This is a genomic window from Thermococcus sp. LS1, from assembly GCF_012027395.1.
In the GTDB taxonomy this organism is placed as follows: domain Archaea; phylum Methanobacteriota_B; class Thermococci; order Thermococcales; family Thermococcaceae; genus Thermococcus.
On record NZ_SNUJ01000002.1, the window covers coordinates 152527 to 179360 of the forward strand.

General features: G+C 52.3%; 29 protein-coding genes. 18 read left to right on the forward strand and 11 right to left on the reverse strand.

The features are described from left to right. Positions 1-71 precede the first annotated feature (71 nt). The 3 genes from E3E26_RS05255 to hjc form a co-directional block, all read right to left on the reverse strand. Positions 72-1109, reverse strand: a complete 1038-nt coding sequence (locus E3E26_RS05255; protein WP_167900299.1) for a lysyl aminopeptidase — start codon at positions 1107-1109, stop codon at positions 72-74. Positions 1110-1185: 76 nt separating this feature from the next. Then, positions 1186-2712 carry a hypothetical protein gene (locus tag E3E26_RS05260; RefSeq protein WP_167900300.1) on the reverse strand — a complete coding sequence of 509 codons (1527 nt, stop codon included), beginning with the start codon at positions 2710-2712 and terminating at the stop codon, positions 1186-1188. Then, positions 2702-3103, reverse strand: a complete 402-nt coding sequence (gene hjc / locus E3E26_RS05265) for a Holliday junction resolvase Hjc (RefSeq protein ID WP_167730400.1) — start codon at positions 3101-3103, stop codon at positions 2702-2704. The genes E3E26_RS05260 and hjc overlap by 11 nt, the downstream gene beginning before the upstream one ends. A gap of 72 nt (positions 3104-3175) precedes the next feature. Between hjc and E3E26_RS05270 the strand changes: the two genes are divergently transcribed. The 4 genes from E3E26_RS05270 (at position 3176) to E3E26_RS05285 (ending at position 6093) form a co-directional block, all read left to right on the forward strand. Beyond that, positions 3176-3700 (forward strand): gamma carbonic anhydrase family protein, encoded by a 525-nt coding sequence (locus tag E3E26_RS05270; protein ID WP_167900705.1) that lies wholly within the window; start codon positions 3176-3178, stop codon positions 3698-3700. A gap of 6 nt (positions 3701-3706) precedes the next feature. Beyond that, positions 3707-4501, forward strand: coding sequence for a polyprenyl diphosphate synthase (uppS, locus tag E3E26_RS05275; protein ID WP_167900301.1), 795 nt, complete (start codon positions 3707-3709; stop codon positions 4499-4501). Between the two features lie 100 nt (positions 4502-4601). Continuing rightward, positions 4602-5282 (forward strand): TBP-interacting protein, encoded by a 681-nt coding sequence (locus E3E26_RS05280; RefSeq protein WP_167900302.1) that lies wholly within the window; start codon positions 4602-4604, stop codon positions 5280-5282. A 67-nt stretch (positions 5283-5349) separates the two neighbouring features. Then, the gene (locus tag E3E26_RS05285; protein WP_240911660.1) at positions 5350-6093 is read left to right on the forward strand and encodes a hypothetical protein; all 744 of its coding nucleotides are present in this window, start codon (positions 5350-5352) and stop codon (positions 6091-6093) included. Here the strand turns inward: E3E26_RS05285 and E3E26_RS05290 are convergent. Beyond that, positions 6083-7963: a threonine--tRNA ligase gene (locus tag E3E26_RS05290; protein ID WP_167900303.1), complete on the reverse strand. Its 1881-nt coding sequence runs from the start codon at positions 7961-7963 to the stop codon at positions 6083-6085. The genes E3E26_RS05285 and E3E26_RS05290 overlap by 11 nt on opposite strands. A 120-nt stretch (positions 7964-8083) precedes the next feature. Between E3E26_RS05290 and E3E26_RS05295 the strand changes: the two genes are divergently transcribed. From E3E26_RS05295 to E3E26_RS05315, 5 genes are all read left to right on the forward strand, one after another. After that, positions 8084-8671, forward strand: coding sequence for an exosome complex RNA-binding protein Csl4 (locus E3E26_RS05295; protein WP_167900304.1), 588 nt, complete (start codon positions 8084-8086; stop codon positions 8669-8671). Positions 8672-8673: 2 nt separating this feature from the next. Further along, positions 8674-9306 (forward strand): DUF2067 family protein, encoded by a 633-nt coding sequence (locus E3E26_RS05300; protein WP_167900305.1) that lies wholly within the window; start codon positions 8674-8676, stop codon positions 9304-9306. Then, positions 9296-9583 carry a DNA-directed RNA polymerase subunit L gene (locus E3E26_RS05305; RefSeq protein ID WP_167730389.1) on the forward strand — a complete coding sequence of 96 codons (288 nt, stop codon included), beginning with the start codon at positions 9296-9298 and terminating at the stop codon, positions 9581-9583. Before E3E26_RS05300 ends, E3E26_RS05305 begins: the two co-directional genes overlap by 11 nt. A gap of 104 nt (positions 9584-9687) precedes the next feature. Next, positions 9688-11007 (forward strand): hypothetical protein, encoded by a 1320-nt coding sequence (locus tag E3E26_RS05310; RefSeq protein WP_167900306.1) that lies wholly within the window; start codon positions 9688-9690, stop codon positions 11005-11007. Beyond that, complete coding sequence (locus E3E26_RS05315; protein ID WP_370520091.1) at positions 10992-11390, forward strand: ribonuclease III family protein; 399 nt, start codon at positions 10992-10994, stop codon at positions 11388-11390. Before E3E26_RS05310 ends, E3E26_RS05315 begins: the two co-directional genes overlap by 16 nt. Here E3E26_RS05315 and E3E26_RS05320 read toward each other — a convergent pair. Then, entirely contained in the window at positions 11385-12191 is an 807-nt protein-coding gene (locus E3E26_RS05320; protein WP_167900307.1) for a sugar phosphate isomerase/epimerase, read from the reverse strand. The two genes, E3E26_RS05315 and E3E26_RS05320, sit on opposite strands and share 6 nt — an antisense overlap. 94 nt (positions 12192-12285) lie before the next feature. Between E3E26_RS05320 and sppA the strand changes: the two genes are divergently transcribed. Genes sppA through E3E26_RS05335 form a run of 3 tightly spaced genes read left to right on the forward strand, consistent with a single transcriptional unit; the run spans position 12286 to position 14779 of the window. After that, a complete protein-coding gene (gene sppA / locus E3E26_RS05325) occupies positions 12286-13293 on the forward strand; it encodes a signal peptide peptidase SppA (protein WP_167900308.1) in 1008 nt (335 codons plus the stop codon). A 12-nt stretch (positions 13294-13305) separates the two neighbouring features. Continuing rightward, entirely contained in the window at positions 13306-13788 is a 483-nt protein-coding gene (locus E3E26_RS05330; protein WP_167900309.1) for a PH1570 family protein, read from the forward strand. Next, positions 13778-14779 (forward strand): AI-2E family transporter, encoded by a 1002-nt coding sequence (locus tag E3E26_RS05335; protein WP_167900310.1) that lies wholly within the window; start codon positions 13778-13780, stop codon positions 14777-14779. The genes E3E26_RS05330 and E3E26_RS05335 overlap by 11 nt, the downstream gene beginning before the upstream one ends. Here E3E26_RS05335 and folP read toward each other — a convergent pair. Beyond that, positions 14757-15575 carry a dihydropteroate synthase gene (gene folP, locus E3E26_RS05340; protein ID WP_167900311.1) on the reverse strand — a complete coding sequence of 273 codons (819 nt, stop codon included), beginning with the start codon at positions 15573-15575 and terminating at the stop codon, positions 14757-14759. The genes E3E26_RS05335 and folP overlap by 23 nt on opposite strands. After that, a complete protein-coding gene (locus tag E3E26_RS05345; RefSeq protein WP_167900312.1) occupies positions 15572-15916 on the reverse strand; it encodes a hypothetical protein in 345 nt (114 codons plus the stop codon). Before E3E26_RS05345 ends, folP begins: the two co-directional genes overlap by 4 nt. 59 nt (positions 15917-15975) lie before the next feature. Here E3E26_RS05345 and E3E26_RS05350 point away from each other — a divergent pair, with 59 nt between their 5' ends. The 4 genes from E3E26_RS05350 (at position 15976) to E3E26_RS05365 (ending at position 19656) form a co-directional block, all read left to right on the forward strand. After that, positions 15976-16953, forward strand: a complete 978-nt coding sequence (locus E3E26_RS05350; protein ID WP_167900708.1) for a beta-ribofuranosylaminobenzene 5'-phosphate synthase family protein — start codon at positions 15976-15978, stop codon at positions 16951-16953. Beyond that, positions 16950-17741 carry an N-glycosylase/DNA lyase gene (locus E3E26_RS05355; protein WP_167900313.1) on the forward strand — a complete coding sequence of 264 codons (792 nt, stop codon included), beginning with the start codon at positions 16950-16952 and terminating at the stop codon, positions 17739-17741. The genes E3E26_RS05350 and E3E26_RS05355 overlap by 4 nt, the downstream gene beginning before the upstream one ends. A 125-nt stretch (positions 17742-17866) precedes the next feature. After that, the gene (locus E3E26_RS05360) at positions 17867-18733 is read left to right on the forward strand and encodes an ABC transporter permease subunit (protein ID WP_167900314.1); all 867 of its coding nucleotides are present in this window, start codon (positions 17867-17869) and stop codon (positions 18731-18733) included. A gap of 5 nt (positions 18734-18738) precedes the next feature. Beyond that, a complete protein-coding gene (locus E3E26_RS05365; RefSeq protein WP_167900709.1) occupies positions 18739-19656 on the forward strand; it encodes an ABC transporter ATP-binding protein in 918 nt (305 codons plus the stop codon). Positions 19657-19711: 55 nt separating this feature from the next. On the opposite strand, the gene E3E26_RS05370 is transcribed toward E3E26_RS05365, so the two are convergent. After that, the gene (locus E3E26_RS05370; RefSeq protein ID WP_167900315.1) at positions 19712-20977 is read right to left on the reverse strand and encodes a UbiD family decarboxylase; all 1266 of its coding nucleotides are present in this window, start codon (positions 20975-20977) and stop codon (positions 19712-19714) included. Positions 20978-21044: 67 nt separating this feature from the next. Here E3E26_RS05370 and E3E26_RS05375 point away from each other — a divergent pair, with 67 nt between their 5' ends. Next, positions 21045-22421, forward strand: coding sequence for a DEAD/DEAH box helicase (locus E3E26_RS05375; RefSeq protein WP_206204367.1), 1377 nt, complete (start codon positions 21045-21047; stop codon positions 22419-22421). Here E3E26_RS05375 and truA read toward each other — a convergent pair. Then, positions 22392-23195, reverse strand: coding sequence for a tRNA pseudouridine(38-40) synthase TruA (gene truA / locus E3E26_RS05380; RefSeq protein WP_167900316.1), 804 nt, complete (start codon positions 23193-23195; stop codon positions 22392-22394). The genes E3E26_RS05375 and truA overlap by 30 nt on opposite strands. Before the next feature lie 179 nt (positions 23196-23374). On the opposite strand from truA, the gene E3E26_RS05385 reads away from it, so the two are divergent. Beyond that, on the forward strand, positions 23375-23569 hold the full coding sequence (locus E3E26_RS05385; protein WP_167900317.1) for a hypothetical protein: 195 nt from the start codon (positions 23375-23377) through the stop codon (positions 23567-23569). On the opposite strand, the gene pheT is transcribed toward E3E26_RS05385, so the two are convergent. Both pheT and E3E26_RS05395 read right to left on the reverse strand, forming a co-directional pair. Next, the gene (gene pheT, locus E3E26_RS05390) at positions 23548-25266 is read right to left on the reverse strand and encodes a phenylalanine--tRNA ligase subunit beta (RefSeq protein WP_167900711.1); all 1719 of its coding nucleotides are present in this window, start codon (positions 25264-25266) and stop codon (positions 23548-23550) included. The two genes, E3E26_RS05385 and pheT, sit on opposite strands and share 22 nt — an antisense overlap. Positions 25267-25279: 13 nt before the next feature. Beyond that, positions 25280-26782: a phenylalanine--tRNA ligase subunit alpha gene (locus E3E26_RS05395; RefSeq protein ID WP_167900318.1), complete on the reverse strand. Its 1503-nt coding sequence runs from the start codon at positions 26780-26782 to the stop codon at positions 25280-25282. Positions 26783-26834 lie beyond the last annotated feature (52 nt).

Consider the following 26834-nt stretch of genomic DNA (forward strand, 5'->3'; position numbering starts at 1 on the left):
AAGGGCTGGATGCCGGGTTCTATCCCGGAGTGGGGTTGCGCCACGAACGTGGTATCACGGAGTGAGGTTGCTCATGGAGTGAGGTCCATTGGTCTGAGCTCCTCAAGCATGTACTTGGCGAGCTTTACCGTGAGATCGATGTCCCTAAGGTCAGCGGTCTCGACCTGGCTGTGCATGTACCTTATCGGTATGCTCAGAACGGCAGTTGCGACGCCCTCGCGGTTTATCTGCATTATGTTGGCGTCCGTTCCGGTTGGCCTTGGTGAAGCTTCGACCTGGAGCGGTATCTCGTACTTCTTGGCAATCTCATCGGCGAAGGCCCTTATCTTGGGGTTGATATTTGGCCCAACGTCCATAACTGGACCGCCGCCGAGCTTGGGAACTATCTTGCCCTTGTCGCCGACCTGCTTGGCGAAGGTGACGTCCATGGCGATACCTATCTCCGGGTCGATGGCGTAGCTGGCAACCCTCGCACCCCTGAGGCCGACCTCCTCCTGAACGCTGGCCACGAAGTATATGTCAGCCTCATGATTCTCAACGGCTCTGGCAGTCTCAATCATCGCGTAAAGACAGACACGGTCGTCGAGGTAGGGGGTTGCAATTCTGTTCTCGTTGAGCTGGGTAAAAGCTGGGGCAAACTCGCCGATGGTTCCAACCTTGAAGCCCATTTCTTCGGCCTCTTCCTTGCCCTCGGCACCGACGTCCACAACGATGGTGTCCCAGTTTGCCGCCTTCTTCCTGTCTTCGGGCTTCTGGAGATGCGGCGGTATGTGGCCGACCACTCCAAAGCGCTCGCCCTTCTCAGTAAAGAAGCGAATCCTTTGGGCAACCAGAGTCCTCGGGTCAACACCGCCAACGGGGACGACGTGGAGGTAGCCTTCCTTGTCGATGTGGTTTACCATGACGCCTATCTTGTCCATGTGGGCGGCGATCATTATCTTTGGTCCATTACCCTTCTTGTGGGCTATAACGTTGCCGAGCTTGTCGACGTAGATTTCATCGACGTAGTCCTTCAGAGTCTCAATAACAACATCTCTTATTCCGAGAAATTCGTAACCGGAAACACCTGGAGCTTCGACGACCTTCTTCAAAAGTTCAATGTTCACCATGGCTTTCGCCTCCTTTAGATTTCCCTCTGAAGGTATTCGGCCGCCTTAATAAGGTTTACGAAGAGAAAAAGAGAAGTCAGCCGAGGATGACCTGAAGGTAGGCCTCCTCGCCGGGCTCGAGGTGCTCTATCTCCCACACAACCCTGTTGTCCTCCACTTTCGCGCTTCCCTTCGTGGCCCTGGCACCTAGGGCAGTAACTCCCTTCTCGAAGCGGAAGTTGTCAATGCTCCTCAGTCTGGGGGCCTTAACTTTAACGAAGTAGTAGCGGTCGAGCCTCTCCTCCTGGATAATGGGCATGAAGAACGCTACGTAGGACGTTCCGGCGAGCAGGACGCCGGCTATGAGGAGTATTGCCGCGAGAGGACCATAATCCTTTGGCGGCTGCACGGGGGTGGTGGTCGTGTTCGAGGGCGAGCTGGTAGTGGTGGTTGGCGTTGGGGTGGGCGTTACTGGTGGGACGACCTTGGCACTGGCCTCGGCTCCCACGTACCTGCTGCTCTCGGCCTTGAGCATAATGGTTCCATAGCCCGTTTTCTCAAGGTCCACAACCGCTATTCCCGAAGAGTTCGTTACAGCGTAGTCCTTGCCGAGCGGCCCTGATGCGGTAACTGTTATGTTTGGAACGGGCTCCCCGGTGGAATCGACCACCTTCACTAGAAGTGTCTCGTTTTTCTGAAAATAGCTCAGAAAGAGCTTTTTCACCTCTACGAAGGTCGTAACGATCTTTCCGTCGAGATTGAGAACTATCTCGTAAGTCCCCGGCTGGTTCACGAGGTAAGAGACGGTTCCATCGTCGTCGGTTTTGAAGGGTACACCATTTATCCTGACGGAGATGTCGGAAACGCCCTTTCCGTTCTCATCGTACACGTGGACGTAGATTGCTCCGTCCCTGAAGTAGGCATCGTATCTCAGGTTTCTCTGGTAAACGCGGAAGGTTGCCGTTGCGCTCTTGAATCTGCCGCTGAAGTTGGCCCAGAAGTAGATCATGTAGTTCCCGACCTTCGGCGTGATGAGGGTGAGGTTCTTTATCCAGCTCTCACCTGGCTTCAGGTAGATTGTGGTCGAGAACGTCTCGAGAACATCACCATCGCGGGAGAGGGTATACCCTATTCTTCCTATGATGACACCGTTCGCCTGGGATGTTATCCTGAGGACAGCTGTGATGTTGCCCCCGTAAGTGTACTCGTCGCCTACGTCGATCCTGAGGGCGTAGTCGACAAAGGTCTTCACACTGACAGTTATTTGGGCCTCTGAATAGCTGGAGCCGGCCCTCGCGACGAGGGTGAGTGTGTATTTTCCGGGATCGACGTTGAGTATCTTGACGGAGAGCGTGTCCTGAATCGTCTCGTTCGGTTCAATTGGGTCTCGAATCACCTTGCTCTGGTAGAGAAAGCCCTCCGTTGGGCCGGTGACGTAAACCGTGACGTTTGAGAGCGTCTGGTTTCCAAGGTTCGTGAGCTTGAAGGGGATTATTATCACGTCCCCGGGAACGCCTGAGAATTCGTCGTTGAGCGGGATTATGACGAGAGGCGACTGGGCACTCACCACCGGAAGAAAAACCGGAATCATCAGGATTATCAGGAGCAGGCCTCTAAGCTTCACCCTTTATCACCCCTTCGAGGGACTTCTGCTTTCCAACAACTTCATCAAAGGTTAGATAGTTTGGTGTTTGCAGGCTAACCTTATAGTTTTTGCCGCCGCTCTCCAGGTTCTCCGGGTAGAAGAAGCGCCAACCGTTGTTTATGAACTTGACCGCAATTATAGGTTTTCCTCCAAACCTCTCCGCAAAGGAAATGAGCTTCTCGTAGTCTTCCCTGCTGAAGTAGAGCTTCTCGTCGTGGGTGCTCTTCACCTCTATGCAGAGGTAGAGCTTTCCGTTGCCGGCTATGATATCGACCTTCTTGCTTCCAGCCGAGCGAACGACCGCGAAGCCGGCCTTCTCGAGCATCTTTATGAGCTCCCTCTCGGCGCTCGCGCCTCTTCTGTATCTCATTGCACTCCCTCAGACTATCTTGTCCGGTTAGGTTTATAAGTTATGTCGAGGAGTTAAAGGGCGGTGATGGATATGGCGATTTACGAGTTCGAGGGGAAGAAGCCTAAAATTCACGAGACCGCTTTCATCGATGAGACTGCCTCGGTCATAGGAGACGTTGTCCTCGAGGCGAAGACGAGCGTCTGGCCATCTGCAGTTCTGAGGGGAGACATAGAGCAGATTTACGTTGGAGAGGGCTCCAACATACAGGACAACGTTAGCATACACACCTCTCACGGCCAGCCGACGATCATAGGAAAATACGTTACCATCGGACACAACGCCGTCGTCCACGGGGCGGAGGTAGGCGACTACACCATCATAGGTATGAGCGCGGTTATCCTTGACGGCGCCAAGATAGGCAAGCACGTCGTCATAGGCGCGGGTGCCCTTGTCCCGCCGGGCAAGGAGATACCGGACTACAGCCTCGTCGTCGGCGTTCCAGGAAAGGTCGTCAGGCAGCTCAGCGAGGAAGAGATTGAGTGGACCAAGAAGAACGCTGAGATTTATATAGAGCTCGCCGAAAAGCACTTGAAGAGCAGGAAGAAGATTGAGTGATGCCTGATGATATCCCGTTTGGTTTCACATATCCCTCACATTTTATTCAAGCCCGCCTACGACCTCTATGAAAGCTACCTCCTCGACAAGGTTAAGGGAGGTCGCATTCCGAAGCACGTAGCTATAATAATGGACGGCAACAGGAGATGGGCCAGAAAGCTCGAAAAGCCCCCCTGGTATGGCCACCTTTTCGGTTCCCGAAAGCTCGAGGAGATTCTGGAGTGGTGCCGCGAGCTTGGAATAAGAACCCTCACCGTTTACGCCTTCTCCACGGAGAACTTCAGGCGTTCTCCGGAGGAGGTAAACGCCCTCATGAACCTCTTCGAGGAGAAGTTCCGTGAGCTCGTAAATGATGAGAGGATCCACAAGTACGGCATCCGTGTAAACGTCATAGGCAGGAAGGAGCTTCTCCCCGAGAATGTGAGAGAAGCTGCTGAAGAAGCCGAGAGGGTCACTAGGAAGTACAACAACTACACCCTCAACATAGCTTTGGCCTACGGTGGAAGGAGCGAGATAGCAGATGCAATGAAAGAGATAGTGGACGACGTTCTGGCCGGAAAGATAAGCAGGGATGACATCGACGAGGATCTCATTAAGAAGTACCTCTACTATCCCAACATGCCTGATCCGGACATCGTGATAAGGACGGGCGGTGAAGTGAGGATAAGCAACTTCCTGCTCTACCAGATAGCCTACAGCGAGCTCTTCTTCGTTGATGTGTACTTTCCCGAGTTCAGGAAGATAGACTTCCTCAGGATAATCCGTGAGTACCAGAAGCGGCAGAGGCGCTTCGGAAGGTAGCGTTCTTTAATCGGGACCTTCTCCTGGCAGAACCACCCTTTTTAAAATTTTCCGCTAAAGCTTATTAACGTTGGGCGAGATTTTTCCACGGTGGTGATTAATGAACTACGAGGAGCTCAGTCCGAGGATCAAGAAAGTCTATGCGCAGGTGAGATATCTCGATGACTATCACTGGAAGATCGAGAGCGGCAGGATAATCGGAATCCACAAGAAGAGCAACATTAGAATCACCATAGACGTCGCCGACAACAAGGAACACGCCGAGAAGCTCTCAGAGGAGAAAGCCGATGGAATCAGGATAATCGCGATTCCTGACAAGAGCGTGTTCTACATTCACAACGGAGCTTTCATTCTCACCTACCGCTACCTAAAGGCCACTCTTGCAGACATAAACGACCACATAGTCTGGAGCGGCTTTAAGGTCGTCGAAGGGGAGGGCGGCCTTATTCAGGAAGACCTCTACGAATACCTTGGGGGAGTGCTGGTTCAGCACATAAAGAACAACATGCTCGCCGGCCAGGACTATATCTTCTGGCAGTTCTATAAGTGCGAGCAGTGTGGCAAGTACGTGGACATCGAAAGCCTTGAGAGGCACCTCAAGGGACACGGAATAAAGCACCACGAGAAGGGCGAGGAGAAGTACGAGGTCTTTGAGATAAACTTCCGGGAAGGAAAGGTCTACGACAAGTACGGCAAGGAAGTGCCCATGGAGAAATTCAGTGAAGAGGCCAGAGACTTCCTCGATGAAATAATGGCTGGCATGACGGCTCCCATTGAGTGATTCCTCCTTTTCTTTCTGTTGATACAATCAGCGAGCTGGAATCCAGTATACAGCGTTCGTGGAGGTGATGGCAGTGAGGGAGATGAACGTCATCGACATCTTCCGCAAGGAGGACTTTTCCGGTTCAACGGTTAGCATAATTTATGACGCCTACTCTTCCGCCTGGCAGATTTCCTTGTTGCTCCTGCGCTATGGTCTGGAAAACGGATACTTTGGAATCGTCTCAAACTACACCATCCCACTGAATGCGTTCATGAGAAAGGCAGGGACTGTTGGCCTCAATGTCATGGAAGCGCTGAAGAATGGGGAGATGGCAATAATAGACCTTTTTGGTTCAAGGTACCTCTCAAAGGAGGACATTCCAAACGTCTTCTACCTAGATAAGGTCGAGCCGGAAACTCTGAACCCGAAGATAGAACGCATATATACCACCAATTTGAAGGAATATCTCTCGGAGAAGCCAGTACTTCGTCTGATATATACACTTGACGGGGCTTCACTCCTCCTGGGGGAGGATAATACTCTGAAGCTCCTGAATCAGACTCTTGCCTCGAAGAGTGTTCAGTTCCCGAGTTCCACACTGGTCCTTGCCCTTAATAAGGATGTGGTCTCTCAGCGCTTTGTTGCGTGGGTAGCGAGCATAAGTGACTACGTTATTCTTGCAAGATCTCAGCTCGACGAAGATGGCCCAAGAGAGTTCCTTTATTTGATAACAGCTCCATACGAGGAGTTTGAACCAACGGCCTATTCCTTCAGAGTCACCAAAGACAAAGGAATAGAAAAGCTAAAGGTGAGAAAGATCAGCCCCTGAACTTGGGCCTCTTTGAGAGGAGAAGCGGCAGCGGCCTCGGCTTGTAGGGGAAGCCCTCAGTCTGGCTCCTTATCTCCCTTATGAGGTCCTCGAGCTGCATCTCGACCTGCTTTCCGTCGCTCCTTCTCCTGACGGTTATCGTGTTCTGCTCCTTCTCGTTCCTGCCGACGACGATAACGTAAGGAATCCACTCCTTCTCGGCCTTCCTTATCTTCTTGTTGAGCCTGTCGGAGGTGTCATCAACGTCGACGCGAATCTTGGCACCCTCGAGCTTTCCTGCAACGTAGAGCGCGTAGTCGAGAACTTCCTCGCTGACAGGAATGACACGAACCTGTATCGGGCTGAGCCAGAGCGGGAACATCGGCTTGACGCCCTTGGCCTGGAGCTTGGCCTGCTTTTCGAGGATTGCGTACATAACCCTCTCGATGGCGCCGCTCGGCGAGCAGTGGAGGATGAGCGGGTACTTCTCCTTGCCGTCCTCGTCATAGTAGGTTATGCCGAACCTTTCGGCGTTCTCGACGTCTATCTGGACGGTGCTAAGGGCGGCAGCCTTGTCGAGGTTGTCCACGAAGTTGAACTCAAACTTGAGTATGAAGTAGAAGAACCTCTGCTTCCACATCTCTATCAGGACGGGCTTGCCTATTATCTTTGCCAGCTCGACGATGAAATCTCTGTTCTCGTTCCAGAAGTCTTCGGTGAACCTTATGGCCACCTCGTAGTCTTCTGGGGTAAGCCCGACACCCTTGAGGACCTCCATACTGAGCTTGTACTGCTTCTTGAACTCGTCCATGGCCTGCTTGAGGTCCTTAGCGACGGTGTGCATATCTGGCATCGTGAAGGCCCTAAGTCTTCTGAGGCCGGAAAGCTCACCGCTCTTCTCGCGCCTGAAAGAGTATCTAGTCAGTTCATACATCCTCAGCGGCAGGTTGCGGTAGCTTATAATGGCATCCTTCTTGATGAGGAACTGGCCGAAACAGGCAGCAAAGCGGAGGAAGAACTTCTTGTCGCCGCTCTTAACGATGTACTGCCTCGCCGGGAAGCGGTTGAGGTACTTCTCAAGCGCTGGGTGCTCGAAGTCGTACATAATCGGGGTCTCGACTTCCATCGCGCCGTATTCGACGACTTTCTCCGTGACGTACTGCTCCAGCAGTCCCTTGATGAGCCTGCCCTTCGGGTAGTAGCGCAGGTTTCCGGGGTCGCTTCCTGGTTCGTAGTCAACAAGCTCCTGTTCGAGCATTATTCTGACGTGAGGCGGTTCTTTGTCGGCTATCCTGCTCTTGCTTATCTCGTAGTTGGCGAACTTTCTGAGGTTCTCGTGGCCGGTGAAGTCGAACTTGTCAACCTCTATGAGCTCACCTTCTGGGGTTAGGATGTACCAGTAGCTGACGAGCTCCTCCTCTTTCTTGAGTGCTTCTGGAACCTCTTCCTCAGCCTTGGCCTCGCCGCTCGGGACTATCGTCCTGCTGAGTTCGGCCAGGGGGTGGCCCTTGCAGCTCAGCTTGAAGGCCTTGTAGTAGCCGAAGGGGGCGCGCTTGACGTTGAAGCCCTCCTCCCTGAGCTTCTCTTCGATCTTCCTGAGAACCTCCAGGGCGACGTCTGGCTTGGCTAGCTCACTGCTGAGGTGGGCAAAGGGATAAACGAAGACATTCTCGGCTTTAACCTGGGAGGCAACATCTTTGATTTCGTTAACGGCCTTCTCGACAACCTCATCGGGATTGGTCTCATCGACCTTCTCAACGCTTATGAAAACTGCCAGAACCTCCTCCAGGCGGCCTTTCTTCTGCTCCTCGCTTATTGGCTCTGGGTTCTTCAAAGCATTGTCTTTGACCTCGTACTCCAAATAGTCGCTGTGTATTAGAAGCATTCTCATCCTTAACCACCACCATAGGCTCAATTGGAATTACTAAAACTTTTCCCCTTGGCTTTATAAATTCTCCCGCGTGGCAAAGACTTAAAAAATCCTGACGGGAACTTCCATGGAGGTGGGAGAATGGATGAAAAGAAAGGCGTAAAAAACGGCGACCTCGTTCTTCCCGGAGATTACCTCGGTGTCATCGAGGAATATTTCCCTGGTGAAGGTGTCAAGGAGGAAAACGGAGAGCTCTACGCCATCAGGGCCGGAAAGGTAAGGATAGACCCGGACAGGATGGAAATCAGCGTTGAACCTGTCACCGATACGCCCCCTCTCCCGCAGATAGGTGACATCGTTATAGCCAAGGTCATAGAGGTCAAGCCCCAGGCTGCGATAGTCCAGCTCGTTAAAATTGAAGGCAGAAACGACAGGGAAATAGCTACCTCGAAGCTCGCCGGAATACACATCTCCCAGGTCAGAGACGGCTACGTGGAGAACATGACCAATGAGTTCAAGATAGGGGATATAGTTCGCGCTAAAGTCATCGCCAACGAGAAGAGCCCCATACAGCTCTCTACGAAGGGCCACGACCTTGGTGTTATATACGCCCTCTGCTCCAGATGCAGAACACCGCTCGTTAGGAGGGGCAACCAGCTCGTCTGCCCGAGATGCGGCCACGTTGAGACGAGGAAGCTCTCCTCCATGTATAGAAAGCTGAAGGTGTGAACATGGCGAGGGCGAAGAAGGTAATAACCATCCACGTTCGCGACGATAGGGAGAAGGAGGAGTTCCTCAGGGAACTCCAGAGACTCCGCCTGCCGGCTTTCATCTACGTCCACGGGAAGCTCAACGACCTAAAAATAAACATCCAGGGCACGAAGGAGGAGATACGAGATGCCATCCACAAGATCAGGGAGATACACAACCGCGTTAGGGCCAAGCTCTATCCCGACAGGCGCGGACTCTACCGCTACACTATAGATGACCTGTTCAGAGAAGCTGGGGCCAGTGTCTCGACGCCGATACTCCTCAAAACCCTCGAGCTCCTCGGAGAGACTGTGGAAGTCAAGGATGGGGAGCTGGTAACGTCGATGCCCTGGGAGGAAATCGTGGAACTCGTTGAGACCCTCGGCGAGTACCTCTCGGATATATCACTCCAGACGACCAGACAGATAAGGGAGGTCATCCTGCCGGTTGCGGTGGTCTACGACATGGATCCCTCCGAGGTTACAGACCTGCTTTTGGAGCTCGGCTTGGCGGAGTGGAAAGAGGATAAGTTTAAATACGAACTGGTGAAGAACAAGGAGCAGGCGCTGGAGATACTGCTTAACCATCTGAAGGGTGAGGAAAATGAGGATTGAGGTCATCAAGCGTGAGGAAAACGTCCTTGAGTTCTACCTTGAGGGAGAGGACCACACCTTCGCCAACCTGCTCAACGAGGTGCTTCACGAGAACAAGCACGTCACCTTCGCGGGCTACACCATTGAACACCCGGTGCTGATGGCGAGGAAGCCGAAGTTCAGAATTGTCACCGACGGCAAGATAACTCCGGAGCAGGCCCTCGAGGAGGCAGCGCAGAAGATATTCGACAGGGCTAGGGCAGTTCTCGAGGCCTGGAAAGAGGTCCTGGGCGAGTGAGCCCCACTCTTTTTCCAACTTTCTAGTCTACATCCAAAACCCTTAAATCCTGGACTGTTCTAACTTTAAGTTGAAACATTTCGACCCTTCGTGAGGTGGAATGATTGAAGCATCCTCCGGCGGCGCTAATTGCTGTGATCCTCCTGGGGCTTGTGGTGAGACTCGTGCTTGCCCCTTATTCGGCCGGCAGCGACTTGGCCCAGTTCTACGGCTTCGCAGGAACGATGCTGGAGTATAAGGCCTGTTTCTATGCCTATGCCGATTCAATTAGCTACATTGGGAAGGGCTGGCCCTATCCCTGGCCCTACGTCTACGGTCCGGTTCTGGCGTACCTTCTCGCGCTGATCCGCTCAATTGTTGGGGGCTCTGTCGAGGCCTTTTGGAGCGGGGAAACATACTACGTTTACGTTGACCCAGCTTGGGCTTTCTCCGTCAAACTGGTTTTCATAGCTGCGGACACTCTCGCGGTCGTTACCTTGTACCTCCTTCTCAGGGGACGGGGCGAAAAAGTTGCCGTCCTGGGAACAGCCCTATACTATCTGAATCCGATAACTATTTACGTTTCAGCAGTCTACGGCATGTTCGACCAGTTAGCTCTCCTCTTCTTCCTGATTGGCCTCTACCTATCGACCAGGAGAGAAAAGCTCCCCTACGCGCTCTATGGCTTTACCCTAACCGTCAAGCACACCCTCCTTTTTCCGGTCCTCGTTTCCCTCTGGGATGCCCTTCTTGATGGGAAGTCAGGCGTTAAGAGACTTGCCCCCTTTTTCTTCGGTGCTTTGATTCCTTTCCTTCCGATGTTACTCCTATGTCCTTCGAGCATTTGGTCCCTACCGGAACTTTTGAGGGGAATGAACGTCTGCTACACGCTGCCGATTTCTTACAGCTTGAACGGAGTTTCGAGCCTCGCCACCTACCTCCACCAGACGAGGGGAATTGATACGCTGGTTTTTCTCGAGCGCTGGTACATCCCCGCGGCCCTTCTATTTGCACTCGTCTTCCTGAGGCATGCCTTTGAGAGGGATTTGTTCGTCTCGACTTCTCTCGCCTACATCGTTTTCGTTGCCACTTTCTGGAGGGTCAATCCCCAGTACCTAGCCCCTCTCGTGGCTTTCCTTGTCATTATTACCTTTCGGGGAAGGGGCTTCCTTTCGGCTCTAGCTCTGGGAACTGTAGTCTATGCAGGTTTCTGGCCCATAATGCAGCCCACTTCCTTCTGGTTCCACGTGCATCTAAAGAATCCTAACTGGGGGATGGTGGCCCTGATAGACCGTCTAACGCTTAGAATTTTCAGCGACGGGGCCTACGTCGCCTATAGCCTTGGCCTAACGGCCCTTCTCTACACTATAATCCTGACTTCAACGGTCCCATATCTCAAAAACCTTAAAGCCTGGCTCTCCGAGAAGGGATGGGTGAGAGCTTGAAGTACGAGAGGAACTTCACGGACAAGGGACTGTCAAAGTTCGGCGATTCACTGATCAACTTCGTGTTCTCGCTGGCCTTAAGCGAGTACCTTGGAAGACCAACAGGCGAAAGGGTCCCGAACGCTTCCCTGAGCATCGCCCTCGAGCTCTCCGGTCTGAGGCACGTGGTTCCGCCGAGGACAGATAAACACGGCAAGGGGGACATAGCGGAAGCCATCTTTGCCTACGCCTGGCTTGAGGAGAAGATAACGGTTGAGGAGGCCGTGGAGATTTTGAAGGAAAACTTCACCGAGGATGTTACTCACTTCTCAAGGAGAAAAGAGGCGATAGGGAGGGCTTTTGCTGAGGTTTTCAAAGTTATAAAGGGAAGGCTGGACTTATAGGCTCGTCAGTAACTCTATAAGTCCCTGCTTCGTCGGTACCTTGGCGAACTTCTCAGGGTCCTTGACCTTCAGCAGGAGCGGGACTTCGCCGAAGAGCCTGAGCACCTTTCCGAAGGGTATGCTTCCCTCCCCTGGCATAAGGTGTAGGTCGCCGACACCATAAGCCAGGGCATCCTCGGGTTCGACCTGTGGGAAGAACTTTCCGAAGTTGTCGTGTATCATGAGGATGACCGTCTTGTCGGTTCCGAGCTTGACGTCCTCGAGGAGCTTGTCAGCGTCTCCCTGGGCGCTCAGGAAGGCGTGGGCGACGTCGAGCGCAAAGCCAACGTTCTCTCTATCTACGTTGTCGACGACGTAGAGCGTGTCCTTGACGCTGAAGGTGTTCTCGAGGGCTATCTTTATACCGAACGGGGCGACCATATCCGCTAACTGCTGGATGGCCTCTATTTCGAGGTCGAGCCTTCCGGTTCTGCCGCTCTGCATGACGATGACCTTAGCGCCGAGCTTTATGGCGACGTCTGCCACCGCCCTGGCAACTCTGAAGTGCCGGGTATAGTAGATGTGGTCGCGCAGATTGACCGAGGTTGGCATCCTCACTATGTAGTCGATGCCAACGCCGCGGAGGGTCGTTTCTACGTTCCTGAGCTTCTTTTCGACGACGACACCGTTCTTGATAAGTCCAAGGGTGTGCGGGAATATCGAGACGAAGTCGTAGTTCTTTATCTTGACGTCGGCCAGAATCGAGGCGAGCGTTTTGTCCTTCGTGACGAAATGTGGGTAAACCGTTACGCCTATCTCCATGCTACCACCTACACAAGAGTAGAGCGCTGGATATAAAAGCTTAGCGAGGGGCAGAGTTTAAAAGTCTCAGTCCAGACTATACGTGGGTGAGCGAATGGGGGAAAACATCTGGAAATACGTCTCGGCAATTCTCATTCTTCTCCTTGCGGCATCCAGCATAGCGGTTGTTCTGCTCTACATGCAGAACTCCGAGCTCCAGAACTACGTACCTTCAAACGTCACAAGCACGGTCATAGTTGAAGGGTCCCTCAACGCAAGCTGCAACGTTACGGCCTACAAGCTCCAGATAGACGAGCTCCAGAGGCAGCTTGATTTCCTTAAAGTTCAGCTGAGGGAGAAGAACCTCCCTGAGGGCAACACCACCATAGCCATCGTTCCCATCTTCGGGCTTATCGACGAGTACACCGCCCTTAGCATTATCCCGGTTCTTAGAGACATCGCTGAAAATGATTCCATCGGGGGCGTCGTGCTGTGGATAGAGAGTCCCGGCGGCTACGTCGGTCCTGTGAGGGAGATATACGCCACTGTTAAGAAGCTCAACCTCATAAAGCCTGTCGTAGCTTATACCGGTGGGATAGCGGCTTCGGGAGGCTACTACATAGCGGTTGGGGCGGAGAAGATAATCGCCGACCCGCTTGCTGAGGTTGGGAGCATAGGGGTCATCTACGTCCACTATAACCTTCAGCAGAACTACGAGATGAACGGGATAAAGGTGGAGGTCTTCAAAACAGGCCCCTACAAAGACATGGGCGCCGAGTGGAGAGGTTTAACCGAAGAAGAGAAGGCTATGATAACCGCGAGTGTTGACACTTACTTCCAGGCTTTCCTCCAGGCCGTGAGCAGTGGCAGGGGCATGAGTCTCAACGAGACGAAGGAGTACGCTACCGGAAGGACGTGGTTTGCCATGAACGTCACCGGAAGCCTCGTAGATGAGACCGGCGACCTGGACTACGCTGTCAAGGTGCTTGAGGAGATGCTTAATGTGACCAACCCGAGAATAGTGATTTACAGCGGTCGCTCATCTTCGAATTTTGCCATATTCGGAAGCACGGCTCTCCTCCTCGACCCCCGCTATGTTGGTCCCTACCTGAAGACGGACTGAGGGGGTGGGAGCTTGCTGTGCGAGGAGAAGCTCGAGGTGTTTGAGAACGGCTTCGAGGATGGGAAGTTCAACCTCAGGATAGAGTTCTATGGGAGCGATGCCAGAAGGGTTCTGCTGGCCATCATAAAGGAGCTCTACCTGCCGGACTACGGCGAGGACTACGTCTACCCCTTCGAGTGCGCCAAGGAGTTCTGGGGCATCTATATGGATGCGGGCGAGATAAAGGCTGAAGATTTCAGACCAAGCCCGATAAAGTTCCTCAACCAGAGCGTCCTCAACAGGCTTGAAAAGGCTCTTGCGGAGATAAATGCTCCGGAAGAGGTTAAAGATGTCATCGACTTTGAGAAAGCCGAGATCCACAAGCTCAAGAAAGGTTTATTAGTCCTTGGGAAGAACTTCATCCTTGACGAGGGCAGGGGAGTGCTCTTCGTCTTCAACAAGCCGAGCGCGAGAGAGCTGATACTCAAGTACCTGGGGATGCTGGATGGAGCTTGAAGCTGCCGTATGGATAGCGGTTTCCCTCATAGTCCTTTACCTTGTATGGGAGACGGTTAGCCCTATCCTTTCCCCTATCATCATAGCCGTGACCCTTGCCTACATACTTTACCCATTCCATGAAAGGCTTGCCAGAAGGATGGGCAACCGGCTTTCTGCATTTACGATGACCATACTCCTGACAATCTTGACGTTTCTTTTCATAATAGGCTTTGCTTTGTGGATGAACGACGTCAAGCACTCGCTCGCTCACTACATAGACGGCTTCTTCACATGGCTCCTCACCTTCAACCTCCCACCCTCGCTCTACGAGCTCGTTCAGAAGCTCGCCGAGGACATACCGAAGCGCTTCGAGGAGTACATCCTCGGCTACACCTACTCCCTTCCCAAGCTCTCTCTCCAGGCAATAGTGATGGTCTTCGCCTTCTACGGCATCCTCGTCAACGCCAGGGCGATAAAGCGCGAGGTCTACTCCCTCCTGCCTCCGGAGAACCGAGAGCTGGCGATAAAGCTTCTCGAAAGGGCTGGCGAAACCCTCCACAACCTCCTGCGTGGCTGGCTCTCCCTTAGCGTTCTCAAGGGAATATTTGCTACTGCTGGCTTTTTGCTCTTTGGAATGGCTGAAACGGGCGGTGCGATCGCTGCGGGAATTTTCACAGTTATATTCGAGCTCCTCCCGGTATTTGGCGGATGGGTGGTCTGGCTTGCGGGAACTGTGTACCTCATCAATGAGGGTAACGTCCTTGGGGGCATTCTCTTCGCTTTCTACGGCATCGTTTTTATCTCGCCGCTTCCGGATGTTCTGCTCAGGCCGAGAATAGCGGTCAGGGAGAAGGGTGTAAACGCACTGGTTTCCCTTGTCGGTATTTTTGGAGGTTTTCTGGCCTTCGGATTCGTCGGCATTATAATCGGCCCTGTCGCGCTGTCCCTTCTGGCCACCCTCGTGGAGGAGTGGAAAGAAGTGAAAGCTAAGGCGCGAACCGCCTTATGAAGTCTGCTATCTTAACAGCATCGAGCGTTTCCTTCACATCGTGTGTTCTCACTATGTTAGCACCCTTGAGGATGGCTATTGCTGTGGCCGCCAAACTTCCCGGAAGCCTTTCCGAGGGGTCTTTTCTGCCGGTTATTGCTCCGATGAACGACTTTCTCGAAACACCAATGAGTATCGGCCTGCCGAATATCTTGAGGGCGTTGAGGTTTGCTATGACTTTGGAGTCCCACTCGTACCAGGGCGGCCACTCCGGGCGGAGGAATCCGATGGCTGGATCGACAGCAATTTCCTCAATGCCGTGCTTTTCGGCTATGGTTATGCTCTCCCCAAGGAAGTCTATGACGGTGTGAACCGGGTCGCTGAGGTTCCGTACTTCTCCGTGGGCGCAGACTATCACCGGGGCGCCGTATTCTTTAGCCACTTCGGCCATTTTCTCATCGCCTTTGAGGCCGGTAACGTCGTTTATGATGTCAGCACCAGCCTTGAGGGCTTCCTCCGCGACCTTCGCACTGGTGGTGTCTATACTTATCGGAACGTCAACGTGCTCCCTGATGGTCTTTATCGCCCACACTGCCCTTCTTATCTCCTCCTCAAGCGGAATTTGAGTCTCAAGGTAGGGAGCAGTTGATTTCGCCCCGATATCAATAAAAGCGGCTCCCTCCTCCACCATCTTCACCGCGGTTTCTATCAGCTTTTCTTTGTCATTTTTGACGCTTCCTTTGTAGAAGCTTTCGGGTGAGACGTTGATGACCCCCATTATCTTTGGCTTGCTCAAATCAACCCCTGCAAACTTCATGGTTTCACCTCGGTACTGAGCTTGATGCCCCAGAGTATAAATGTTAGGGTCGCGAGGGCTGTGAGCACGTGCCGTATTTCCCAGCTCATGTCGCTCCATATGAGGACGGCGTTCAGGAGAATAAATCCCCCAGGTACGGGAAGCTGGATCACGTCCCTGCCGTTCTTGGCCAGCACAAGAACAAAGTACACCTCGGCAAGCACGAGGAGGGCACCCCCTGCAGTAACTGATACAAAAAACGGCAGGAACGCCACCAGGTAAAGCATCCACACCATCAGCTCCTCGAGGCCCAGATTTTCACTCCCCTGCATGTTATCACCGCAGAATGTAATTAAATTCATCCTAAAAAGTTTTTGCCAACGGTTAAAAGCATATGCATCAACTTTCTCCGGTGGTGTTCATGATAATCCGTACTCCCAGGAGGCTCCACCTCGGGCTCATTGACCCTTCCGCTACATTTGGAAGACGCTTTGGAAGCCTTGGAGTTGCCCTGGAGGGTGGCTATGAGATTAAGATAGTCGAGAGTGACTCCATGGAGATAGCCGCTGATGGCGAAGACAGGGAGACGATAGAGTTCGCGATAAAGAGGATGAACTCCTACTATGAAACGGGCGTTAACTATCTCGTAGAGGTTAGAAAGGCCATTCCGAGACACGTTGGTCTTGGCTCAACAACCCAGCTAAGCCTCGCGGTGGCGAGCGGGATAGCAAGGCTCAGGAATCTAAACGTTTCCGTTGAGGAGCTTGCAAAGGTTCTCGGCAGAGGTAAAAACGGTGGAGCAGGCATCTACTCCTTTAAATACGGAGGTTTTGTGATAGACGGCGGTGTTAAGGGTGGCATACCCCCGCTCATCTTCCGCGAGGATTTCCCCGATAGCTGGGCATTTCTCCTCATAATCCCCGAGCTGGAGCCCGGCCTCGATGAAGAGGAAGAAAAGCCCGTCATGGCAGGAGTTGTTGGAAGGGTGGACGTCGCGATGGAGATATCCCATAGAATTCTGCTCGGTCTCCTTCCAGCGCTCAAAGAGAGGGACGTAAAAACCTTCGGCGAACACCTCTCGGCAATTCAGAGCCTCGTCGGTAAGCACTTCGAAGCCTACCAGGGTGGCGAGTTCAGGGAGGACATTAAGCTGATACTCGACTTTTTGGCTCAGAAAACCTACGGGTATGGCCAGAGCTCCTGGGGACCGACGGTTTATGGGCTGATACTCAAGAGTGAGTTCGCAAGACTGAGTGCTGAAGCCCACGATTACCTTCGGGAACACGGAATTAGAGCGAGGGTTGAGCTGGGCCTTCCGAGGAATAAAGGTGCCGAGATAGCCGGGGAGAACGTCTTTCTTGAAAGGCTCCTAAAGAATGTGATGGGTGGGGAAAGTTGACCCTCGACCGCTTTATCAGGGTAAAGTACAAAGTCGATGAAGCAAAAGTTGCCCGTCTAAAGGAACTCTTAAGAGAGCTTGGCCTCGATTGCGCAAAGACAATTGAGGAAAATGTTGACCTTCAGTTTGATGCTCTCAGGAACCTGCACGAGAACCTAGATGACGATGAGGTCTTCATAAAGCTCGTTATTGCTAACTCGATAGTCAGCTACCAGCTGACCGCTAAGGGCGAGCGGTGGTGGTGGGAGTTCTCGCAATATTTCTCTGAGAACCCTCCAACTGATAGCATAGCCGAGGCCTACGCTGAGTTTCTTCCGGTTTCGAGAACTAACAGGCGTCTCGTCGCTGGGAAGATAAAGCGGCTTGAGAAGCTCGAACCTTTTCTCAAGGAACTAACCCTTGACGACCTCAGAAGATACTACTTCAACGACATGGGAGCGCTCAGAGACGACCTGGCTATGGTGCTTGGTTCAAAGAAGAACGCTAAGACAATTGTCTTTGCTGTCAAGATGTTCGGCTATGCCGGGAGGATAGCCTTTGGGGAGTTCGTCCCTTATCCGATGGCCATAGAAATCCCCGACGATGTGAGGATAAACGCCTACACCAAGCGATTCACAAATGAGCCGCCGGTTAGCTTCTGGCAAAAGATAGCCGAGGAAGTTTCAATCCCGCCGCTTCATATTGACTCGATTTTATGGCCGGTTCTCGGTGGCAATGAGGAGGTTAAGGAGAGACTAAAAAAGCACTGTAACAAGGCCGAAAAGGTTCTGGAGCTTACCATTCTGTAGCCTTTCTTAGCCCCTTCGTTTTTATCAATCCCACCTAAAAGGCAAAATTTTTATACTTCTGAGATTAGTTGTCAACGTGATTGGAAGCTCTTTCACGGTAACACTAATAATCGGAGGTGAATTGTATGTGGTGGGGATTTCAGCTCGAGTTTAAGCAGAGCCTTCGAACGAAGAAGCTCTGGGTAATACTCGGCATAATGGCGCTTCTTTACATTCCTGTGTTCTACATCATGAAGAGCATGGGGGCGCAGGATTTCACCGTTGAGGCCGCCATGACGTTTCTGATACAGTTCGTCACGGGCATGGCGGGCTTCTTCATTGGAATACTCGCCCTTCTCATGGGTGCTACGGCAATAAACAGTGAGATAGAAAAGGGAACTCTCCGCGTTGCGATGAGCAAACCCATAAAGAGGCTGAGCTACATAGGCGGCAAATTCCTTGCCCATGCAGTGGTTCTCTTCATCGCCCTGCTCCTCTCAACGCTAATTGGCGTTCTAGGGGTTGTCTACCTTGGCGTTCCGCTGAGCGGCCAGCTCGTGACAGACGTTCTGCTCCTGAACATGTTGCTCCTCCTGGCGATGCTTCAGCTCGTTGCCCTCGGATACATACTCTCGACTCTCATAAAGTCCTCGAGCTCTGCCCTTGGAGCGGCCCTGGTTCTGGTCTTCGTGCTGTTCCTCATCATGCCAAACATTGTAGGCTACCTTGTGTTTAAGGAGATGATGGACAACCCAGATATGAGCATGAGTGACGTCAAGCAACTGCAGAAGGATTACACCACCAAATATCTCTTCTACGTGCCTACTTCCCAGGTAGGGGTAATCACAGGGGACGTTGGAACAACCATCGACGAAGGTGCCGGAAATCCTGAATACAGAGGTATGGCATACGCCATAAGCCACAACCTCGTGAATTTCGGGATAATAGTCGGGATGACCCTCCTCTATTTGATCGTCGGATTTTACAGGTTCAGCAGGATGGATCTGAGGTGATGCTCATGCTGAGGATTGAGAACCTGGTCAAGGTTTACAAGGACGTTAGAGCTTTGGACGGCCTCAACCTCGAGGTGAAGCACGGCCAGATATACGGTTTCCTCGGGCCGAACGGTGCCGGAAAGAGCACTACCATCCTGAGCGTCCTTGGTCTAATCTTCCCCCAGGAGGGAAGGATAGAGCTCTTCGGTGAGGAGGTCTTCAGGGACGGAAAGTACGACGAGAACAAGCTCGTCGAGGCTAAGAGAAGAATAGGCTACATGCCCGAGCACGCCACCCTCTGGGAATTCCTTACTCCAATGCAGACGCTTGATATAATCGGTGAGGCCTTCGGAATTCCAAAGACCGAGAGGGAGAAGCGCGCGAAGGAGCTCCTCCAGCTCGTCAACCTGTGGGAAGTCAGGGACAAAAAGGTGGGCAAGTTCTCCAAGGGAATGCGCCAGCGTCTGCTTCTTGCCCAGGCGCTCATCAATGATCCTGAGCTTTTGATCCTCGATGAACCTATGACGGGTCTTGACCCAACGGGAATAGCGGAGTTCAAGGAAATCATCAGGGAGCAGAAGAAGGCTGGAAAGACTGTGTTCTTCTCGTCGCACATCCTTGCCCACGTGGAGGAGATATGCGACACCGTTGGCGTCATAGTCAAGGGCAAGCTCCGCGTTGAGGACAACCTTGACAACATCAAGCGCGAGTTCCTCATGAGGGCCGGCTACACGATAGTCCTCGAGACAAACAAGTCCATTGACTTCAGTGGAGCTGAGTGGGCCGTCACGCCTCTGGGAGAGAGGAAGTACCGCATCGTGGCTCCGGGAGACATCAGGGAAGAAATCCATGACTTCGTAGCATCACAGGGTGCTAAGATACTTACGATGCAGGTCAAGGAGCCCAGCCTCGAGGAGATCTTTCTCAATATGATTGAATAACTTTCTTTTCCTTTTTGAGGGGGATTTTGGCCGTCTTCAGAAATAAAATAGAGAATCAGAGTTTTGCCCTCTCGAACTCTTCCTTTTTATCAAGCGGCTTTGTGGCGTCGATTCCCCACTTTGCGGTGAGGCTCTTTTCAGCCGAGGGGTCGAGGGAGCTTCCGCGGGCGTTGGGCACTACCACAAGATCTCTATCGGCCTGGAAGCGCGTCGCTATCGCCCACTCAATTTCCCTGTCATCGTATATGTTGATGTCCTCGTCCACAACGACGACGTGTTTCAGGCTCGGGTGTCCCGCAAATGCCGCTAAAATCGCGTTCTTTCCGTCGCCATCGTGCTGCTTGGTTATGCTGACGACCGCGTGGAGCCACATTGCCCCACCCTCCGTTAGGCGGACACCGTGAACCTTGGGGACGACCCTCTTCACGCTCGCGTATATCTGGGGCTCCTTCGGGAGGCCCATGAGCATGTAGTGCTCGTAGCCGCCGGGCAGGAGGGCGTGGAATATTGGATTCTCCACGTGGTGCATTCTCTCGAAGACCACTACAGGCTGCTTCCTTACGTAGTCGTAGGTCCCGGTTATGTCCACGAAGGGGCCCTCATCGGTGAGCTCCGGAAGTATCTTGGCCTCAAAGACGAACTCGCTCTCAACTGGAACGGGAATGCCACCAATCTCAATGACTTCGAGAGGCTTTCCAAAGGCCCTCTGGCTTATAGCCGACGCTATCTCGAGTTCACTCACGCCGTAGGCTACACTCGTTGCTCCGGCGAGGAGAAGGTGTATGGGATTGCCGACGACTATCCTAACGTCGAGTTCCTCTCCGCGCTCCGCTTTATCCTTCCACATCGAATAGAGGTGCCTTGGCACAAGCCTTATCGCGACGCGCTTCTCGTCGATAACCATCATTCTATGGAAAGACATGTTAACAAAGCCATTTTCGTCCTTAGCGATGACCATAGCAGAGGTAAAGTACTGACCGCCGTCCTTCGGGTAGTACTTTGGAATTGGGAGCTCCTTGAGGGAGAAGTCTCTGGTAGAACTCTCCATGAACGGGGCGTTCTTGACCATCTGATACGGCATGGGGTTTTCCATGGCATCTGCTATGAGGTGGAGAATTTCTTCCTTCCTGATCCCAAGATATTCCGCTATTCTCTCCCTCGTTGACCAGATGTTTCCTACAACTTCCCAGCCGTCCACGTTTCTGAAGAGAACGGGTGTATCTTTGTATTTCAGCAAATAGCGCGTTACCTCAAGCTCCTTGCTAACGGGCTCATCAATGACGACCGTATCATTAAAGTGCTCGATGATTTCCCTCAGCATTTTATCACCTTAGACTACTGTTCCAAAAGGTCTATAAAGCCTTTTTCCAAACTCCCAGCGATTGGCCATGCCCGTGGTAGTCCTTCGTATTCCAGACGGCTCTGCACTGGTCTACATCGAGAAAGCTGATCCTCAGGTGTACTTCAGAATCTACGAACTACTGACCTACAAGAAGGACTTTGGCAAATGGGAGAAGCCGGAAAGCCTCTACGACCCATACGAGAAGACATTTCCGGTAGGGGTTCTTCCCAGAGTCAAGAAATTCCTCAACTCCAAGGGTTATCGGGTCAGGGTAAAGGATGAGCGCCAGGTTAGGGGAGTTAAGCTCAACTCCACCTGGAACGAGAACTACATTATGCGCAAATACCAGCAAAGAGCCGTAAAGAAAGCCCTGAAGGAGAAGATAGGAGTTCTCTCCCTTCCCGTTGGAAGCGGAAAGACGGTCGTTGGACTGAGGATAATCCATGAACTTGACCTATCCGCATTGATAGTGGTTCACACGAAGGAGCTCCTCTATCAGTGGGCCGACAAGGTAAGGGAAGTCCTTGGTGTCGAGCCCGGAATAGTGGGCGACAACAAGTGGGAAGAAAGGGCTGTGACCATAGCGATGATACAGACGCTCCTCTCCAGAGGTGCCGATAAGCTGCAGAACGACTATGCGATAGTCATGTTCGATGAATGCCACAGAACATCTGCAGCCGAGAAGTTCTATCAGCTGGGCCTTTCCTTGCCTCAGGTGTACCGCTTCGGTCTCTCTGCCACTCCCTGGAGGCGGATCAGGGGGGAGGAGATAAAGATAGAGGCCGTTGTGGGTCCGACGATATTCGAAGTCCGCGCCGAAGACCTGATCCGGGAAGGTTTCCTTGCAAAGCCTCGCTTTGAGATAGTAACTTACGAGTCCAGCATGCCGTCCTTCAGTGAGCGCTACAAGGAGCTCTACGAGGATATGATAATGAACAACGATGAGAGGAACAGGGCGATAATTAGAAAGGCCGTTGAGCTTGCTAGGAAAGGCCACCGTGTTCTCATCGACGTTAAGAGGATAGAGCACGGCAAGATACTGAAGGAGATGCTTGAGAAGGAAGGGATAAAGGCCGAGTTCCTCAGCTCAAAGAGTCCGAACAGGTGGGAGATACTCGAGAACTTCAAAGAAGGAAAGATTCCCGTTCTCGTGTCCACGCTGCTCAAGGAGGGCGTTGACATACCGGAAATCTCTGCCATAATCCTCGCCGGCGGCGGTAAGAGCGACATAATGACCATCCAGACCATAGGCAGGGCTTTAAGGCCCAAGAAGGGCATGAAGGCCGTTATAGTTGACATCCAAGACGACGATCCGCTGCTCTTCACGCACTTCCTTGAGAGGCAGAAAGCCCTGAAGCAGTACTACGGCCGCTATTATGACAGGGAGATGAACCTAAAGACCAAGAAGAAGGTCGCCAAATAACGCGGCTCTAGTTAATGCCTCTGAATAGCGTTCGAAGAGGTCGCGTTTTGCTTTTCTGATTCCTTTCTCGTCCCCTCTGAACTCGATGCCCTCGTATTCTATCCTCCACAGCACCAACCCCTCCGGTCTCGCCGGCGGAATTTTCCTGGAGTACTCGCCGTTGAGCATCCTCTCCACTTCTTCCCCCGTCAGGAGACCCAGTCCACAGAAGCGGAGTGCATTTACTATTCTTCTGGCCATCTCCCACAGGAAGCTTTTGCCTTCGAGCTCAATTACGTAGTATCCCTGACGTTTAATGATATCAATTCTAATCAGTTCTCTCACGGGGTCTTTGTGGGGCTCAAGCCTTGCAAAGGCCGAGAAGTCGTGGGTTCCGACGAAGAGCTTTGCGCACTCTCTCATAGCCTTTTCATCAAACCCCTCATCAATGAGGTAATAGTGGTAGGTCTTTGACTTGGCCCAGAAGCGGGGATGGAAATCCTCCGGAACCTCGGCAACTCCGAGAACCCAGACGTCCTTCAGGTGAAAGTTGAGCACCTCAGGCCTGACTAGATCCGGCCTCGAAGCGACGTCAAAGGCCACAACGTTGAAGAACGCAGAAACGCCACGATCAGTTCTTGATGCACCCTTGAAGTTGGAGCTCTCAACATCCTCTATTATGCCCAGCTTAGTGAGAACCCTAATGATTTCCCCCTCAACGGTTCTAAGGTCTGGTTGCCTCTGAAAGCCATAAAAGGCAGTTCCGTCGTAAGCTATACGAAGGGCAAGTCTCATGATGGGAAGTTGTTAGGTAAAGTTAAAGCCTTTTTGGTGTTCAATTTGTTGGCATTATGACAACAATATGTGTAAAAATTGGGCAAATTTTGACAGATATCTTCAAAACTTTTCGAAATGTTTAATAAAATGGCCTTAAGATTATCAACTTAAAAAGAGTTGAAGGAGGTGATCACCAAGTGGAATCAGCAATTGAACCTGAAGTCTTCATAAACATCGTAAACTTTGATATCATGTGGCAGTTCGTTCTTAAGAACTTGGGTGGGAACTCAAAAAATGTCGGAAAAGACGCCAACCCGATATTTTCATCACACTTTTCTATTCAAAACGAAAAGATAGATAATGAGAAAGGTCAGAGATACGGCTCCCTGTAGAGCGGCCTCAGAAAGATCTCAAAGGCCGCTACCGGCATTTCTATTCCCCAGTTTTCCAGCACCTGGGGATGTATCTCCCCAATTATTCCTATTTCCTGGCCGTTCACGAGGATTTTTCCGACCCTTCCTGAGATGAAGCTGCTGTGATCGGTCTCTTTCAGCTCATACTCGAAGCCGAGGTGGTGCATAACGCTGTCGAGAATCTCTTTAACTTCCGTGAAAGTTACACGTGGATGGGCTATGGCAACTGCAAGCTTGCTCTCGCTTACGGTCTTTGTCTCCCTGTTCTCGTTTATGAGCGTGGTCTTTCCGACCTCGAATATTCTCTGCGGGTACTCCTCATGGGTGTTCTGGCTCAGGAACTCCATTAAGCTGGGAATCAGCCATGCCCTCAAAGCGGACCACTTGGGACTTATGGGATTCTCTATTTCCACGAGTCTCGCCGGCGGGTGGTTGCCGTACTCCTCGGGGAGATGCTCTCCGAATTGAAGGTTCATCTTGGTGTACTGAGCCTCCCTGTTGGTCAAGTTGAAGGTCATGACCTCCTGAAGGCCGTAGCCAACCATGAGCTCCCTCACGACGTCTTCGAACTCAACGAACTTGTCTCCCCTGCCCTGGACGGCAAGCTTCGGCTCCTCCGGTTTGATCTCGTTGTAGCCGTAGGCTATGAGGACGTCTTCGAGCACATCGCGGGCGTGCATTATGTCATCGCGGAATGCCGGATACTTGAGCTTGGCCTTTCCATTTTCGAGTTCCACCTTGTAGAACGTCTTCTCGAGGAGCTCCTTGATTTCTTCGTCGCTCAGAGCTATCCCTGCGAGCTTCCTGATGTACTCGAACTCAACCTCGAACTCCTTCGGAGTTAGGTCGGGTGTCTCTATCTCGAAGTCTCCGTAAACGACCTTTACACTCTTTATCTTCCCTCCGCGCTCGGCCAGAGCAGTGACGACAACGTTAAGGGCGAGCATAATCTTGTTTAAGTCCCAGCCAGTGACGTCGACGAAAACGTTCTTGGTCTCGGTGGTTACCCTTCCGGTGAGCTCGGAGTTGATAATCGGTGGCATGGAAAGAACGTTGCCCTCGCTGTCAACGAGGAGCGGATAATATGGCTTGTCCTTTATCAGATGACCGTATTCCTTGCCCTTCTCGTGCTTCTCGAGGATTTCTTCGAGACTCATCTCCTCCTCAAAGCCCAGCGGAACGAACTTCTCAGTCTTCTCAGCGGCACGGTAATAAATTGGCGGCTTGACCTTGTCGAAGTCGAAGATGCCTATTGCAACTTCCCTTCTGCGCCTTCCGAACGTTAGCGCCACCTTTTCCTGGAGGTTGATCATCTGCTTGAGGGCCTCATCGTCGAGGCTGAGGCCCTCAACGATGGCATAGACACCGTAGGGTCTGATATTTTTCAGCTTTTCATCGACGTAAACAACGACGTCGCTCTTTTCGACCTCATACTTCGGCAGGCCCTTCGCCATCCCAAGTGCCCATCGTATCTGCCTCGCTATTCCCTCAGCGCTCCAGAGGTCTGGTCTGTTGGTGTCCTTCGAGTCTGCCTTGAAGTAGATCTGACCGTTCTCCTCCCAGACGTCGTCGAGCTCGCATTTTGCGTAGAGGAATAGGTCTTCCCATTCCTCAACGGTGAAGCTCTTTCCGACGAGTCTCTCTAAATCCGCCTTCGAAACATCGAACTTTGGCATGAGCATCACCCCTTTACCAGACCAGCCTCGCCTCCCTCAGCCACCTCAGGTCGTAGCTGAAGAGATACCTTATGTCGTCGATTCCGAGTTTGAACATGGCAAGTCTGTCAATTCCGATTCCCCACGCTATTACAGGAACGTCTATGCCCAGGGCCATCGTCATTTCCTCTCTGAATATTCCAGCGCCGCCGAACTCGACCCAGCCGAGCTCGGGATGGTAGGCGCTCATCTGTACGCTCGGCTCAGTGAACGGATAATAGTCTGGCAGGAACTTGACTTTCTTGGCTCCGGCGATCTCAACGGCGAAGCGCTTGAGTATACCTAAGAGATGCCTGAAGTTGAGGTCTTCGCCAACCACGAAACCGTCCACCTGGTTGAACTCTATAAGGTGCGTCCTGTCCAAGACGTCGGGCCTGAAAACGCGCTGTATCGTGAAGTATTTACCTGGGATCTCGACACCTTCAGCAAGCTGCCTGCCGCTCAGGGCGGTACCGTGGGCTCTCGGCATCAGCAGCATGGCCCTCTCCGGACTCCAGACGTAGCCCCAGCCGCGTGAGCCAGCTATGCCTCTCTCGTGGGCGGTCTTAACCCTCTCGACGAGTTCTTCATTAGGTAGGTAGCCACTCTTCGGGTATTTGAGCTGGTAAGTGTCTGTCCATTCCCTCGCGGGATGGTTCTGGGGCTGGAAGAGAGCGTCGAAGTTCCAGAACTGCGTCTCTATGAGGCTGTCAACAGTCATCTCAATGAAGCCCATCTCTATGAGCCTTCTCCTTATCTTGTCGAGGAATGCCCTGTAGGGCTGCTTCTTGCCGGGATAAATCCTTCTCACCGGCGCTTGGATGTTGAAGCGCTTGAACTCGACCTCACGCCACTTTCCAGACTTTATGAGCTCCGGCGTGAGTGTTGAGACTTCCTCCTTGAGCTCAAGGCCTTTATTTACGAGCTCCTCTCCTTCGGGTGTTATCTCGACGGTTCTTTCGGTTACGGTGTCTTCTTCGGCTATCTTCCTTCTCTTGAGGTCGTTCACCTTGATGATGTTCTCAATCTCCCTGACGGGGATAGCTTCTTTCTCGGCGAGGAGCTTCAGTGCCCTGTCAATTGCCCTCTCCTCGGCTTTAAGGCCCTTCTCCGTTATCTCGAGGACGAGCTTTCCATTCTCCTTCCTAACGCTTGCCCAACCCTCCTTCTTGAGGAGGCCAACTATCGGCTTCAGCTCGTCCTCGCTGAGGACTTCTTTGAGGTCATCGAGTGTAACTTTGCCCTTCTCCCTGAGGACTTTCAGAGCTCTCCATTCTGGCAGTCCAATTTGGGCATATTTCTTACCAGTCCCGGTTAGCTTTACTATCCTCTCACTCTTCTCGTGGAGCCTCGCCAGACCTTTGCTCTGAAGCCAGAGAACGGCTCTCATGACTGCGACTTGGTCGAGACCGGTTTTTTCAACGAGCTCGTCGAATTTAGCCTTCTTCAACTCGTTAAGTTTTATGAGCGTCAGCTTCTCTTGGTAGCTAAGCTCCATAGGGCCACCTCCTTGGGTTGAGTTTGAGAAGAGTTACTTAAGAATTGCGGTG